Annotated in this window: 12 protein-coding genes and 2 tRNA genes; 4 read left to right on the top strand and 10 right to left on the bottom strand. The window is 25.5% G+C overall.

All coding sequences use genetic code 4. The annotated features are described in order from the left end of the window. Both LQ356_RS02345 and LQ356_RS02340 read left to right on the top strand, forming a co-directional pair. Positions 1 to 981, top strand: coding sequence for an NAD(P)H-dependent glycerol-3-phosphate dehydrogenase (locus LQ356_RS02345; RefSeq protein WP_405311244.1), 981 nt, complete (start codon positions 1 to 3; stop codon positions 979 to 981). A 55-nt stretch (positions 982 to 1,036) separates the two neighbouring features. Further along, positions 1,037 to 1,315, top strand: a complete 279-nt coding sequence (locus tag LQ356_RS02340; protein ID WP_405311242.1) for an HU family DNA-binding protein — start codon at positions 1,037 to 1,039, stop codon at positions 1,313 to 1,315. Between the two features lie 2 nt (positions 1,316 to 1,317). Here LQ356_RS02340 and recU read toward each other — a convergent pair whose 3' ends face one another. The 4 genes from recU to LQ356_RS02320 are packed head-to-tail and all read right to left on the bottom strand — an operon-like array spanning position 1,318 to position 5,741. Further along, positions 1,318 to 1,815, bottom strand: coding sequence for a Holliday junction resolvase RecU (gene recU, locus LQ356_RS02335; RefSeq protein ID WP_405311240.1), 498 nt, complete (start codon positions 1,813 to 1,815; stop codon positions 1,318 to 1,320). Between the two features lie 48 nt (positions 1,816 to 1,863). Next, entirely contained in the window at positions 1,864 to 3,849 is a 1,986-nt protein-coding gene (locus LQ356_RS02330; protein ID WP_405311238.1) for a UU173 family protein, read from the bottom strand. Then, positions 3,842 to 4,672, bottom strand: coding sequence for an MAGa7180 family putative nuclease (locus LQ356_RS02325; protein ID WP_405311237.1), 831 nt, complete (start codon positions 4,670 to 4,672; stop codon positions 3,842 to 3,844). The genes LQ356_RS02330 and LQ356_RS02325 overlap by 8 nt, the downstream gene beginning before the upstream one ends. Further along, positions 4,665 to 5,741, bottom strand: a complete 1,077-nt coding sequence (locus LQ356_RS02320) for a helix-turn-helix domain-containing protein (RefSeq protein WP_405311235.1) — start codon at positions 5,739 to 5,741, stop codon at positions 4,665 to 4,667. Before LQ356_RS02320 ends, LQ356_RS02325 begins: the two co-directional genes overlap by 8 nt. 271 nt (positions 5,742 to 6,012) lie before the next feature. Here LQ356_RS02320 and LQ356_RS02315 point away from each other — a divergent pair, with 271 nt between their 5' ends. Both LQ356_RS02315 and rpmE read left to right on the top strand, forming a co-directional pair. Continuing rightward, a complete protein-coding gene (locus tag LQ356_RS02315; protein ID WP_405311234.1) occupies positions 6,013 to 8,385 on the top strand; it encodes a phosphoketolase family protein in 2,373 nt (790 codons plus the stop codon). A gap of 55 nt (positions 8,386 to 8,440) precedes the next feature. Then, on the top strand, positions 8,441 to 8,659 hold the full coding sequence (gene rpmE, locus LQ356_RS02310; protein WP_405311232.1) for a 50S ribosomal protein L31: 219 nt from the start codon (positions 8,441 to 8,443) through the stop codon (positions 8,657 to 8,659). A gap of 48 nt (positions 8,660 to 8,707) precedes the next feature. On the opposite strand, the gene leuS is transcribed toward rpmE, so the two are convergent. From leuS to lgt, 6 genes are all read right to left on the bottom strand, one after another. Next, positions 8,708 to 11,122, bottom strand: coding sequence for a leucine--tRNA ligase (leuS, locus tag LQ356_RS02305; RefSeq protein WP_405311230.1), 2,415 nt, complete (start codon positions 11,120 to 11,122; stop codon positions 8,708 to 8,710). 83 nt (positions 11,123 to 11,205) lie between these two features. Then, entirely contained in the window at positions 11,206 to 13,704 is a 2,499-nt protein-coding gene (locus LQ356_RS02300) for an MnuA family membrane nuclease (RefSeq protein WP_405311228.1), read from the bottom strand. Positions 13,705 to 13,856: 152 nt separating this feature from the next. Continuing rightward, positions 13,857 to 13,931, bottom strand: a tRNA-Gln gene (locus tag LQ356_RS02295). Positions 13,932 to 13,934: 3 nt separating this feature from the next. Then, positions 13,935 to 14,018 (bottom strand) — tRNA-Tyr (locus tag LQ356_RS02290). Between the two features lie 40 nt (positions 14,019 to 14,058). After that, entirely contained in the window at positions 14,059 to 14,970 is a 912-nt protein-coding gene (locus LQ356_RS02285) for an NAD(P)/FAD-dependent oxidoreductase (protein WP_405311226.1), read from the bottom strand. A 2-nt stretch (positions 14,971 to 14,972) separates the two neighbouring features. Beyond that, the gene (lgt, locus tag LQ356_RS02280; RefSeq protein ID WP_405311225.1) at positions 14,973 to 15,941 is read right to left on the bottom strand and encodes a prolipoprotein diacylglyceryl transferase; all 969 of its coding nucleotides are present in this window, start codon (positions 15,939 to 15,941) and stop codon (positions 14,973 to 14,975) included. Positions 15,942 to 15,985: the final 44 nt, after the last annotated feature.

Below are 15,985 nucleotides of genomic sequence, written 5' to 3'. Positions count from 1 at the left end.
ATGAATAAAATTGCAATTATTGGTAGTGGTGGTATGGGAAGTGCTTGCGGAAACGTTTTGACAGATAACAAAAATAATGTAATAATATATGGAATTAATGAATCTGAATTAAATGATTTAAAAAATGGAAAAAATAAAGCTTATTTTAATGATTTAAAATTAAATAAATTTAACACAACACAAAATTTAGAAGAAGCTTTAATTGATGTAAATTATATTATTTTAGCAGTTCCAACAAAATTTTTATCAGCTGTTTTTGAAAATATTTTATTGAATTTAAAGTCAAAAGCAATAATCATAAATGTAGCAAAAGGTTTTTGACCTAAAAAATTTATCACAGTACATGATGAATTAAAAATTATTGCTAATAAAAATGAAAATGTTGTTGATGTTATAACATTAATAGGACCATCTTTTGCAACTGAAATTGTTAAAAAACAAATTACTTATGTTGCAGCAATAGGACAAAATTATCAAAATTTACTAAAAGTTCAAGCTATTTTTGAAAATAACTATTTCCACGTTATACCTCAAAATGATGAAAAAGGTGCAATTATTGGATCTATTTATAAAAATATTATTGCCATCGCAAGCGGAATGCTTGAGGCTATTGGATATAACATAAACACTCAAGCATCTTTTATTACTTACGCTATTAAAGAAATGATTAAATATATTGTATATTGTGGCGGAAACCGTAATACTGCATATGAAATAACAGGTTTAGGCGACATTATTTTAACGGCAACATCACCAAAATCAAGAAATTATACATATGGTAAAAACTTTTTAAAAAACAATAATTATTCACAAATAACAATTGAAGGTGTTGAATCAATTAAGATGTTATATGAAAATATAATTAAACTAAAAAAACTAGAATTACCAATCATTTCAGCATTGTATAAAATAATATTTCTAAATGAAAACCCAAACAAAATATTAATTGATTTGTTAAATTTTATTCCAAAAAATAACTAGCAATATATAATATAATTGTTTATTATTATTTTTACTAACTATAGAAAGGCAAAATATGAATAAAAAAGAATTAATAGATAAAGCTAATCAAACAACTGGACACACTAGAGTTCTTATTGAAGAAATATGAGATGAAATGCAACGCTTAATTGCTGAAGAACTTGCTAATGGAGAAGTTGTTTCAATTTCTGGATTTGGAAGATTTTCAACCGTTGTAAAACCTGAAAAGGAAAGATTAAACCATTTTACCAAAGAAAGAATTACAGTTCCAGCTAAAGTTGAACCTAAATTCAAATTTGCTGATGTTTTTAAAGCACAAGTTAATAGAAATTAAACTTAATTTTCTAATACGCTAATATAATCTAAAATTCCTGGATACATCAAAGTCACTTTAGTTCCAATTGAAATGGCTTGATTGAAATCAAGGGATTTTTTATTTTGTCCTAAGACTTCAAGCATTTTACTATGTTTAATTAGAATAAATTCATTTTGAATCTTAAAATATATTATTCAAAAAGCTATACCGTTAAATTTTTGAACCAATGATAAATATTCAGTCTGATGTAACTTAATATTAGAAAATGAAAAAGATTTATCTTCAGTTGATTTAGCCTCAAATGCTAAAAATTTACCTTTTCAAAGTCCATAATAATCCACTGTACTTTTATTAGTTATTTTTGCATCTTTTGCCACTAATTTTTTATCTTTAAGTACTACCGAACTAAATTTAATATCTAAATTCTTTTTATGAATCAAACAAATATTATTGATAATGTAAAATGAATTCGTCTGATTAATAATAGTTTCAAGTAACATTCCTCGATTTTTATTCATATAATAAAATTACACCACATTTTAGCAGTGTAATTTCCTAAAGTTTTCCTATTTTTTTTCATTCATATATAATTCAAATTTATTATTTATTTCTATTCTATTGTTTCAACATTTTCAAATAAATTCTCCAAGCATAATCATTGCAATTACATCATTATGACAATATAATTTTAAATCTTCACATTTTTTGAATCATTCTAAATCACCGATTCTATTAATTGCTCGTAAATTTGCAAGTTCAAGTGCCATAGCACCATTTTGAACATCTAAATTTGCATATGGGATAATTTTATTTTTGATATCAATGTTATATTTGGTTATAAATTTTTCAAATAATTTAATGCTATATCTTCCTTTTGTAAATCCAATTGATATTAAAGGTTTCATAAAATCTTTAGGATTATTCATATATGTAAAATCCTGCAAGTCTAAAATTTTCACAATTATTTCATCGATTTTATTAAAAATATTTTCTCTAAATTTAGAATCGTATTTATCACTTGAATCATTATTGAAATATAACATCAAATAATTTTTAATTTCAGTTAAACGTGCACGTTCATATCCTTTATTATAAACAACATAAGCATTTGCATTCTTGTCATATATATCATTAATTATTTGTATCAAAATATCATGTGAATAATGCAAAGGATCATATACATAATCATTAGAATGAAATATTTCATAGTTATTAGTTTTAATATCTCATTTTGTTTTAACAATTGAAACTTGTGAAATTAATTGAAGTCATGGTTTATGATAATCCATAATAGGAAAAGTTGAAGTAAAACCTTCAAAATCCATTCAAACAAAATATTTATTCTTATTTTTATCAAAAAAAATGTCAAAAGTATTTGTTTTTGCTTCATTTTTTGCTAAATTAAATTTTTCATTAACATGAATTAATTCTTCATTACTAAAAAAATTAATAATTTCTTTATGATTTTCATTTTTTTTAGCAACATTATAATATATTTTTATGTATGATGTTCCCGCTAAAGCTAATTCGGGATTAAACATATTAGCAATTTGATTCACTATTTTATATTTATCTTTATATTTAAAATCAAGTAAATTATTATCTTCGGAAGGAATACTTATTTTATTTCTAATTATTTCATCAATTTTCTTATCATCATTTACTAAATCTACAAAATTATTAAAATTTTGTGAATATATATTTATATTTTCTATTATGTCTATTGCATTTTTTTCATTTTCAATTTTTGGTTTATCTTTTGTTTTTGAAATTTTTGAAATTAAATCATATTCATTTATTCCTTTTTTATAATAAAAAATATTTTCATGATTTTTTAATTTACATATTAAATATTCTTTAATTCGTATTTCCTTTAAGCTATTATTAATGACATTAATATTAAAAGCTGCTTTTAATTGAGATTCAATAGTAGTTTTTGATGAATAGACAATATCGCCAACTGTTTCATTAGTTATATCAATAAATGCAGGTTTAGCAATTACATTTTTATATTCAAAGCAAGGATTAATTATTAATTTATATTTTTTGTTTTTAATTGCATCTATAGTATTTTTAACTAATAAATCTTTTGAACTTTTTTTAGAAAGAATTAATATTTCTTCATTTTTAAAGCCTTTATTAACAAAATATTTAATTAAATTTTTAATAACATCTTCAATATAATTTTCAATCATTGTATTCGATAATAAAATTTGTTCATAATTATTTAAATCGTTTCATATTGAATCATGAATAGAAATTTTTCTTGAATAAATTGTTGTTAATTTATTTTTTATAAATTTAGTCTTATCTTCATATAGTTCAATTTTTTGATATTCTTTTCTTAATGAATCATCAAAATTATCAAAAACAAAATTATCAAGCTTTTGCTCAAAATATTCTAATTTAAAATTTAATAAATCTAAATTTTGTTCTTCATTTTCATCTTCGTCAAATATTTCATTGTTATTTGGATGATAAAAAATAAAATATGGGTGATAATTTACATATTTAAAAAAATGGGTATATGTATAAAAATTAAGCTTAATCATTTATAGGTGTCGCTTTTCCTAAACTAATTCATTTATTAAATAAATTTTCTCATTCACTACTATTTTTACATTCTAAATATTCTAATAAATCTGAATCAATTGATTCATTATATTGAGGACTGTAGCCAGTTTTTGTATATTTTTCATATCATTCTTTTGCTTTTTCCATATCATCTTTAACTTGATTAATATTTAAGGGAAAATCAAAATTTTTAATAATTCTTTTATCAACATCAACCGAAGAGGGATCATCATAATCTTCATTTTTCAAAAAAATTGCAACAATTGAAAAAGTCTTAGCTCCCATTAAATATGTATATAGTTGAGCTTGCTTAATATATCCAATTGGTATGTTTTTTGTGGTTCAATATTCGTAATTTTTTTCATTTGTTGTTTTTATTTCAATAATTTTTTTTCGTGATTCAGCATATCCGTCCGGCAATCCACCAAATATCTCATTTTCTTTAAAATAATCATATTGATATTCTTGAGCATTAAATCTTTTAAGTTTTTCGCCTAATGATTGCTCAACTTTTTCTAATATTTTAGGTTCAAGGATAACTCCAGCATTAATGTATTTAGGATCTAAAATTGGCATTTGAAGTCCACATAATCTTGCATAGGCAGCAAATTCAGATTTAAATGAATCAACCATTAAAATATCACCTAATGCAGTTCCTGTAATTTTTTTGTATCCAAAAGGTTTTCTTTTGTTTAACAATAATTTATTGTGAAATTTTGAATCGAGAATTATTTTCTTATTGATTTTATCAATGAAATATTCAGATTCATTGTAATATTTTCTAATTGGCGCTTTATGCATTTTCATTTTCCTCATCTTCAAATGAAACAAAATCATATTTATCAATTAAAGTTTCAAATAAAGTTTTCTTAGTTAAAGAATCTAATTTATTTTTCCTCGTCAAAATTTGAATTTGATTGTAATAATTTATTACATCATATATATGTTTATAATTACTTTGAGTGATTTCTTCTCATTTTTTATATTCAGATATTACTTTTTTATCAATATTTTCTTCATCATAATCAGAAAAAAAACAATGTACTAATTCATGTAAAAGTGCAAAAAAGATAAATGGTTCTGAATGAAATACATCAGAAAGAAATATATATCTTTTTCTTCCTTTTTTAATAGTTATTCCTCTAATTAAATTGTTATTAATTGAATGTTTAGTTACTAATACAATGCCTTTTTGTAATAAAAATTTTCTAATTAATTTAATTTTTCAACTAAATGTAATATTTTCATTACTCATTATATTCAAAACTTTTTTCATTAATAATTCAAATACAGAATTTCTAAATATACCAACATTATCATTTAATTTATCAACAGATAATTCACAAAATCTAATTCATATATAAAAATTAGGTTTGTCAAGATATTTTTTTGATTCAGCTAAAACATGTTCAAATAAATAATCACGATAATTATTTAGATTAGAAACGCCATAAAATTTTTTTAATCGCATTAATTTTAAATATAAATCCATGTTTTCATCGATAGTAATACCAAATGGGATTGAAAGTTCAGGATGTTCAATAAGAAAATCAATTCCAAAAGCATTTAAATCTGCTTTAATATTTTTATTTTCTTCTACCATGCGAATATTAGTATATTTATGATAAATTTTAGTTAAAAGTCCTGCAGGAATTCCAAAAGCATATTCAAGTCCTTCAAGAACCGAAACAGAAACATCAACTACTTCGTCATTTAAAATAGAATTAACATGTTTAGTTGAAATCCCAAGTCTTGTTGCTAATTCTTTTTGTGTCATTTTATTTTTTGTTAAAAAATATTGAATTTCTTCGGAAAAGTTTTTCCCATGTAATTTTATTACATTGTGATCGCATTCTTTTAATTCATACATATTATATTTTTCCTTTGCTTTATATAGAATTATAGCATTTTAAATATATAAATATAGAATAAAAAAATGTATTAAAAATTAAAAAAATATGCATTTTTTCATCCTATTTTTTAAAGTTTTTAGTGAAAATTTTAGTTTAATTTAAAAATGTTATTTTTAAATAATTAATATATAAATCTTAATAAATTTAACTAACTATGAACTAATAATTATTTTCAACATTTAATGTAAAATATTTATACACTTTATTATTAAAAATATGGAGTAATTTATGAAAAAAAATAATTATAATGATAAAAAATATATTGAAAGAATGGATAAATGATTTAGAGCCGCTAATTATTTAAGTGTTGCGCAAATTTATTTAAGAAACAATCCTCTTTTGAAAAATAAATTAACTTCTGAAGACGTTAAATTATACCCTATTGGACATTGAGGAACAATTCCTGGTCAAAATTTTATATACACACATTTAAATAGAGTAATAAATAAATATGATTTAAATATGTTTTACATTGAAGGGCCTGGTCATGGTGGACAAGTTATGATATCTAATTCATATCTTGACGGATCATATTCAGAACTATATCCAGAAATAAAAGAAAATGAAAGTGGACTTAAAAAATTATTCAAAAGATTTTCATTTCCTGGAGGTTCTGCAAGTCATGCTGCGCCCGAAACACCTGGATCAATCCATGAAGGTGGAGAATTAGGCTATTCACTAAGTCATGCTGTTGGTGCTATACTAGATAATCCAAATATAATTGCTGCAACAATAATAGGCGATGGTGAAGCGGAAACTGGGCCATTATGTTCTGGCTGATTTTCAAATGTATTTATTAACCCAGTAAATGATGGAGCTATCTTACCAATAATTCATTTGAATGGTGGTAAAATATCAAACCCAACAATATTAGCTAGAAAAACAAATAAAGAACTATCTGATTATTTCTCAGGAATGGGTTGAGAAGCTTATTTTGTTGAAGGTGATGATCCCCTAAAGATGCATGCACTAATGATTAAAGAATTAGATAAAGTAATTGAAAAAATATTATCAATTCAAAAAGAAGCGAGAAAACATAAAGCAATTGATGCTACAATGCCTAAATGGCCAATGATGATAGTTAGAACCCCTAAAGGTTGAACATGCCCTAAAACTTGAAATAATGAAGCAATTGAAGGAAGTTTTAGAGCCCATCAAGTTCCTTTACCTGTTAGTGCGCTAAAACCTGAACACATCGATGAACTTGAAAAATGATTATTGTCATATAAACCATCAGAATTGTTTGACGAAAATGGGAAAATATTATCTGAAATTAAAGAATTAGCACCTATTGGAAATAAAAGAATGGGAATTAATCCAATCACCAATGGAGGAATAAACCCTAAAGAACTTATTTTAAATGATTGAACTAAATTTGCATTATCATTTGAAAAGCCTGGTCAAATTAAAGCCCAAGACATGATTGAGTTTGGTAAATATCTTGCAAAAATAATTGAAGATAATCCAGATAATTTCAGAATTTTTGGTCCTGATGAAACTAAATCAAATCGTTTATATGAAGTATTTAAGGTTACAAACCGTCAATGGTTAGCACCTATTTCTAAAACATTAGATGAATGAATGTCACCAGTTGGAAGAGTTATTGATTCACAATTATCTGAACATCAAATGGAAGGTTTTCTAGAAGGATATGTATTAACTGGAAGACATGGATTTTTTGCAAGTTATGAATCATTTTTAAGAGTTGTTGATTCAATGTTAACTCAACATATGAAATGATTAAAAAAAGCTAATGAATTAAAATGAAGAAATGATTATCCTTCATTGAATGTAATTGCAACTTCAACTGCTTTTCAACAAGATCATAATGGATATACACACCAAGATCCCGGAATATTAGGACATTTAGCTGATAAACGTCCTGAATTAATTAGAGAATATTTACCAGCTGATACTAATACATTGCTTGCAACGATGAATAAAGCATTTACTGACCGTAATTTAATTAATTTAATTGTAACTTCAAAACAACCTAGGGAACAATTCTACTCAATTAAAGAAGCAAATGAAATGATTGAAAAAGGATATAAAATTATTGATTGAGCTTCAAATGTAAAAACAAATCAAGAACCCGATGTTGTAATTGTAGCTTCTGGAGTTGAACCTAACTTAGAAGCACTTGCTGCCATAAGCATAATTAATAAAGAATTTAGTAATTTAAAAATAAGATTTGTTTATGTTTTAGACTTATTAAAATTAAGAACAAAAGAAATTGATCCACGTGGTATCAGCGATGCTGAGTTTAATAAAGTATTTACAACAAATAAACCAATAATCTTTGCATTCCACGGATATGAAGGATTAATTAGGGATATTTTCTTCTCAAGAGAAAATCACAATTTAATAGTGCATGGATACCGTGAAAATGGTGATATCACAACAAGCTTTGACATTAGATTTTTAAGTCAAATGGATCGCTTTCATATTGCACAAAGCATTGCAAAAGCAGTCTATAAATCTGAAGCTAAAACATTTATTAATAAAATTAATAAAAAAATGGATGAACATACTAAATATGTCCGTGAATATGGTTACGACATGCCTGAAATCTTAAATTGAAAATGAGAAAATTTAAAATAAATATGTTAAAATAAACATATATTTTTAAAGAATTTTGATGAGGAGCAATTAAAATATGAAAAAAGATATTCATCCAAAATATCATGAAATCACTGCAACATGTACATCATGTGGTACTGAACATAAATTTGGATCAACAGCAGAAAAAGTTAATTTAGATATTTGCTCTAATTGTCATCCTTTTTACACTGGAAATAGATCAACTGCTAAAGCTCGTGGCCGTGTTGAAAGATTTAATAAATTATTAGAAAAATCTAAAAAATCTGCAAAATAATTAAAAATTAGGAAGTCATTCTCCTAATTTTTTTATACTTTTTTTTATTTAATCAGTTATTAAACTTATTATTTTGCCTTCTTTATATATCTTATTAACTATATTTTTGCCTTCTATTCATTTAGCAACTGATTCTAAAGCCATAGCTTGTAAAAATATTTCTTCTTCATTTCATGAAGGCGATATTTCAAGTTGACCTCTTAATTTGCCATTAACTTGAATTCCAACAATAGCATTTTTCCTAATGATTTTATTTTTTTCAAAGAAAGGTCATTCTTGCAGATGAATTGGTTTTTCATTTAATTTTGATAATAATTCTTCACTTAAATGTGGAGCGAATAAACTTAAAATAATCACAAATTTTTTAATTATTGAAATTGAATTTATTTTTGTTAATGTTGATAAATAATTAATAAAAACCATTAGTTTGCTAATAATAATATTAAATTTATATAATTCAAGGTTTTCGTTAACATCTTTAATAAGTTCATTAATATTGCTTTCTAATTCTTTATTTTTATGAGAAATATCAATATTTTTAGGATCTACGAAATATGTAACTTGATTATAAACTTTATCCAATCATTTTCTAATTCCACTTAAAGAATCAATATTTCATGATTTAGATTCTGTTAATGGTCCCATAAACATTTCATAAACTCTTAAAGAATCGGCTCCATATTGTTCGACTAATTCATCAGGGTTAATAACATTCCCTAATGATTTTGACATTTTTTGTCCATCGGTTCCTAATATTAATCCTTGATTAATCAATTTTTTAAATGGTTCTTTTATTGGTAAAATTTGCTTATCATATAAAAATCTATGTCAAAATCTAGCATACAATAGATGTAAAACTGCATGTTCCTGACCACCAATATATAAATCAACTGGTAATCATTCTTCTAAACGTTTTTTTCCTTCTTCTGAATTTAAATCACAATACGTACCATCAGGATTTTTAAGTATGTATGCTAAATAGTATCAACTTGAACCTGCTCATTGAGGCATAACGTTAGAATCGTGATGATAAATTTTCTTACCAACTTTTACGTTCATCCATGATTCGATATTAGCTAAAGGCCCTTCTCCGGTGCCGGATGGTCTAATGTTATTAGTTTCAGGGAGTTTAACTAATTCTTTAACTAAATAAATTTTATTGTTTTCATCATATAGAACAGGAAACGGTTCGCCTCAATATCTTTGACGAGAAAATATTCAGTCTCTTAATTTATAATTATTTGTTTTACGTGCTTGCCTTAATTTTGTTAATGCATTATATATTTTTTCAGTTGCTGTATCGTTTTTTACACCATTAGCAATATCACTATTAATATGTTTACCATCACCTAAATAAGGAAGAGGTTCAGATGAATCGATGACAGAAGTAATTTTAAGATTATATTTAATGGCAAAATCATAATCACGTTTATCATGAGCCGGTACTAACATCAAAGCACCAGAACCATAAGAATTTAAAACATAATCTGCAATTCAAATTGGAATATCTTTTTTAGTCAAAGGATGAGTTACGTATGATCCAATAAAAACACCTGTTTTATCTTTTATTAATTGTGTTCTTTCAAGTTCGGTTTTTAGTTTAGAATTTTCAATATATTTATCAACTATTTTTCGAAATGTTTGTGTTGTCAATTTTGAAACTAAAGGATGTTCAGGGCTTAAAATAATTGCTGAAACACCATAAAGTGTATCAAGTCTTGTTGTAAAAGTTGTAATACTATTTATTGAATTTTTGATTTTTCAAAATACATTATATCCTTCACTTTTACCAATTCAATTCGTTTGTAATGCTTTTATATTCGCAGGTCATTCAACTTCATTTAAACCTTCTAATAATTCATCAGCATATTTAGTTATTTTTAAAACTCATTGATTCATTGGCTTTTTAACAACAGGATAATTTCCTCGTTCAGAAACTCTTATACCATCTTTTTCAATAATTTCTTCATTAGCTAAAACTGTTCCCAATCCTTCACATCAATTAACATCAACAGATTCAATTGAAGCTAAATTAGATTTATACAATTCTTTAAAAATTCATTGAGTTCAATAATAATAATTTGGATCGGTGGTATTTATTTCTTTTTCATAATCATATGAAAAACCCATTGATTTTAATTGCCTTCTAAAATTATCTATATTTTTTTTAGTAAATTCAGCCGGTTGATTACCTGTTTTTAAAGCATATTGTTCAGCAGGAAGACCGAATGCATCTCAACCAATAGGATGTAATACATCATACCCATTTAAACGCTTAAAACGAGATATTATATCAGTAGCTGTATATCCTTCTAAATGTCCAACATGCAATCCTGCTCCAGAGGGATATGGAAACATATCTAAAATATAAGCTTTTTTATTATGAACATTTGTGGTTCTAAAAGTATTATTATCTTCTCAATATTTTTGTCATTTTTTTTCTATTTCATTGTGATTATACATATTAAAAATTGTATATTTTTATATTTTTTTTAATTAATTTTTATTAAATAAAAAAATAAGCTCTTTTTTAGCCTATTTTTTGATTATTTTGTATCACTTGAATCTAGTTCTAGATCATAACTAATTGGGCAATGATCAGAAACATAATTGTATAATGCATGCGTTGTTGAACCATATGGTTTACTATTTTCAGTGCATCAATTTTTTCATTGATCTAAAGATTTAATTGTTGCTCATTGAAAAATATCTTGCTTAGGAAAATCTCATAATTTATAAACTTTACCATTAGATGCATTTAAATTAGAACTATGAATTATTTTGTCATATGGTTGCGCATACTTTCCAATTGATTTTCCTAAAGATGAATAATTTTCAGATGATTCATCCAAAATCATTTTTTCGTTTGAATTCAAACCAAATGCATCATCTGCAGAACCTTTTGGAATATTTGTATCACCTTGAAATATTAAATCGTCATCGCCATCTGTTTGGTCCTTTAATCATTTAAACATATTTTTAATATTTCAAGCCTCATTAGCTTCCAATGAACCAATTGTTTTTCTACCAACTTTTACTCCTCGTTCACCTTCGGCCTTAACTCCTGGTCCATCAAAATGAGATATTCCAAATGTGAAATCAACATGTTTTAATCCATTTAGTACAGACTCTCATCTTACGCAAAATGGAGGACGCTTATACTCAGAAGCATATGTGCCAGAAGTCCCAAACTTATTTTCAAAATAAGTTCCGTCATAGAATTTACCAATTTTTCCATCTTTAAATGGTTTAGGTCTAACTATGTTTTCTTTATAAATAAATGATGCAGCTTTATCTCCGCTAGGCGCTTGAGATGGAGAAGAACCTGGACCTTGTGAATAATCACCATTTACGTATTTTCAAACATTTCCTGTATGATTTTTTCTTTCGATTTCATTTAATAAATCAGCTAAATGTGGTGCAACATTTAATCCATCAAGTTCCGTAAGGCCTACAACATCATATTTTTGATTATGTATAACAGAAGCAATAGCTTTTGCTTTCGCTTGATTTTCAGTAATTGCTCCATCACCAAAATTACATACATTTCAATGTGCCAATCTTACTTTTGATTTAGTTAAAGGATTTGGAGAGGAATTATTATCTTTTTTAAATCCTGAAACAACTTTACTAAATATGCTTGATATTTCAGAATTATCAATAGTTCTTAATCTATATTTGACTTCAAGTGTTCCGTTTTTATCATTAACATTAGTTAAAGACATTATTTCTAATTTATATTTATTTTTATCAAAATTTGAACCTTCAAATTCTAAATCATTAACCTCAGAAGGCAATTTATCTTGGCTATTCCCTTTATAAAAAACATTAATATTTTTAGCAATTTCATTTATATTTTGAATTGGAGATTTAGCAAATTTATCCAATGGTTTAGAAATTATTGCAGATTTTTTATTTGTTTTTTTATTAATTAATTGATAATTAACCACTAAAGAACCGTTAATATCATTAACATTAGTTATTGATATTAATTTAAAATCAAATAAACTTGAATCATAATTAGATGCAAAAATATCATCATTTTTAATTTGTGAAGGTAATTTAGAATGATCTGCATCCAAACTTACATTGGAAGCAATTTCATCAATGTTTTCATTATTTTGTTTGATACGAAAGCCTTCAATAATTTTTGATCAAACTTTGCTTTCGCTGCTTGTAATTTTATTTCTTAATTTGTATTTAACAATTAATGAACCTAATTCATCATTTTTATTTTCGATTGATTCAATGATAAAATCATATTTACTTTCATCATAGTTTTTTGCAGTTATTTTATTATTCAAAACTGATGTAGCATAAACATTAGCTTTATTTCCATCATAGTCTAATATTGTTTTTTGAGCTAAATTGTCAATATCTTCTTGAGGAATTGCTCCTTCAGATTTAAATCCTTTAATTGATTTTAAAAATTCAATGCTTTCTTTATTATTATTTTTATTAATTAATTTATATTTAATTAATACAGATCCGGTTTTATTGTTTGCTTCAATATCAACAATTTCACATCTATATTTTTTAAATTCAAATCCTTTTGCTTTAAAATGTATATCTCTAAGCGCAGCTGGATATACGTCAGTTTTTGGTGTTGATCCTATATAATCAAATTTTACATCTTGTGCTATTTTGTTTATATTATCTTCATCTATATTTTCTTCAGAATCTAATTTAAATCCAGTAATAATTCTGGATACCATTTTTGAAAATACATTTTTTTTAGTTTTATGTTTTAGCCTATATCTAATTAAAATTGATGTTTTACCATTTTTAATAACGCTTAAATTTTCTTTATCAATTTCTCAATCGTTTTTATTAAAACCTTTAAATTTAAGGTCATCTTTTGTAACATCTTTTGCATATTTATATAAAGGGGCATCGATTTCAAGATCTTCAATAATATTGTTTATATATTTAAGTATCTCTTGTTCAATGTTATTACATGAAAGTGAAGGCAATGTTAATACAGAGGTAACCCCCCCAACCATAACAAGAGACATTAAATAAATGTTTTTTCTTTTATTTTTCATCACCTTATAATTATACCATTAAACAATTACAAAAAAATACCTTATTATAAGTACTATTTATATAATTTTCAAAATATTTTAAAACATGTATTTTCTTTAAATACGAAAATAAAAAAGCACTTTTTAAGTGCTTAATGTTCAATTTCTTGAAATGGCTGCCCCAGTTAGATTCGAACTAACGAATGGCGGCACCAAAAACCGCTGCCTTTCCGCTTGGCTATGGGGCATAATGGTGGAGGGGGAGGGATTCGAACCCCCGAACCGTTAGGAAGTGGGTTACAGCCACCCGCGTTTGGCCGCTTCGCTACCCCTCCAAAATGCAAAAATTATTATATATTAATTTTTATTATTTTATTAAATTCGGTTATTAATTATTTTTGCAGCAATTGTTCCGTCACTCGTTGCAGTTGTTATTTGTCTAATACTTTTGCTAATAATATCCCCAACTGCAAATATATTTGGGACATTTGTTTCCATATTTTCATCAACAACTATAAAATTTTTCTTATCTAATTTAAGCAAGTTTTGGTCAATGAAATCAATAGCTGGTTTAAATCCGATATAAGGAAACAATCCTTTAATTGGTATATTAAAAATATTACCCTCAATATTAACATCAGCAGAGTCTAATGATGATGTTCCGTTAAGTTTTAAAACTTGTGCATTTCTATGAATGAAAATATTGTCTTGTTTTTCAACATTATCAACCAATCTTTGTTCAGCAATGATTTTATCACGAACAAAAATATGAACTTCTTTGGCTATTGAAGATAAATAATTTCCTTCCTCGAAAGCACTATTTCCTCCGCCGATTATTCCACAAACTTTATCTTTAAATAAAGGTCCATCACATACAACACAATATGAAACACCTTTATTATTAAATTTTTCAATATTGATAACTTCTTTAGGGATAATGTTTTGCATGCCAGTCGCAATTATTAAATATTTTGATTCTAATAATAATCCATTGTCTAGTTTAATTAGTTTAATTAATTCATCTTTATTTTCAATTGATATAACTTTGCCAATAATAAATTTAGCGCCATTTTCTCTAGCTTGACTAAACATTGAAATTGAAAGTTCCGCACCAGAAACTGAATTAAATCCTGGATAATTTTCAATTTTACTTTGTTCAGATATTTTGCCACCAGGAGTTTTAGCTTCAATTAATGCAACATTAACATTATTTCTAGCAAGATAAATAGCAGCAGTAAGACCCGCAGGCCCTGCTCCTATTATTAAAACATCATATTTATTTTTCATATTTATACCAAAACTTCAATATTTTTATTATTTATTTTTATTTCTTTATTTTTCTTGTTTTTCTTTGATTTTTTCTTATTTTCTTCTCATTCTTCATTTTCAAGTAAAGCACGATTTTTTTCTTCATAAACAATGAAATAGAATGTATTTGTTAATTTTTCAAATTTTGTTAAAGGAATTTTATAAACGTTAAAGTTAAGTTTCATTACAAATTCAAATAACACAATCATTGCAATACCAGTAACTATATAAAGTGAGGCAATAACTTTATAAATTGTATAACTTCCATCACGTAATGGTTCCATACCTAAACGAATAATTCCATAGTATAAAACATATATTCCACCAGTTGTGCCAGGGCGTAATCAGTTATATAAATTAAGGATTCAAACAATGATTACGTAAGCAACTAAGTTGGCAATTGATTCATATAAGAATAATGGAAGGCGATATTTTCCGCCAATATACATATGTTGTCTAATTAAAGGAGATAATATTCTAAATGCTAATGAATTTTCAGACATGATGCCACCATAAATTTCATGGTTTGCAAAGTTTCCTCATCTACCAATTGCTTGTCCAATTAAAACGGCAGGCAAAATAATTGTCATTGCTTTTCTAATGCTAATTTTTTTGCCTTGTTTTGAAAACAACAAAAACAAAACACAACATATAGTTGATGTAATAACACCACCATGAATTGAAAGTCCACCCTCTCAAATTGCTCAAAATCTTTTAACAGTAGATCACTGTTTATCAATCATTTGTTGAATTATAAATACTATACGAGCACCAACTAATGCGGTTGGAAGGGCAATAAACACCAATATACCTAAAGTTTCTAAAGCATATTTTTCGCGTTTCCAAAAATATCAAACCGTTAAAATAGCAGCCATCATTCCAATCATCATTGTTAAAGAATAAACATAGAAAGGACCAACTTTTAATTGTACTCCCGATCAATCTTTCATTGATATTTCTCCTTATTGTAATTAATTTTAATTAATTATAATAT

The sequence above is a fragment of the Metamycoplasma faucium genome (assembly GCF_045160055.1).
Taxonomy (GTDB): domain Bacteria; phylum Bacillota_I; class Bacilli_A; order Mycoplasmatales; family Metamycoplasmataceae; genus Metamycoplasma; species Metamycoplasma faucium.
This window is presented reverse-complemented; position numbering and strand designations above follow the sequence as displayed.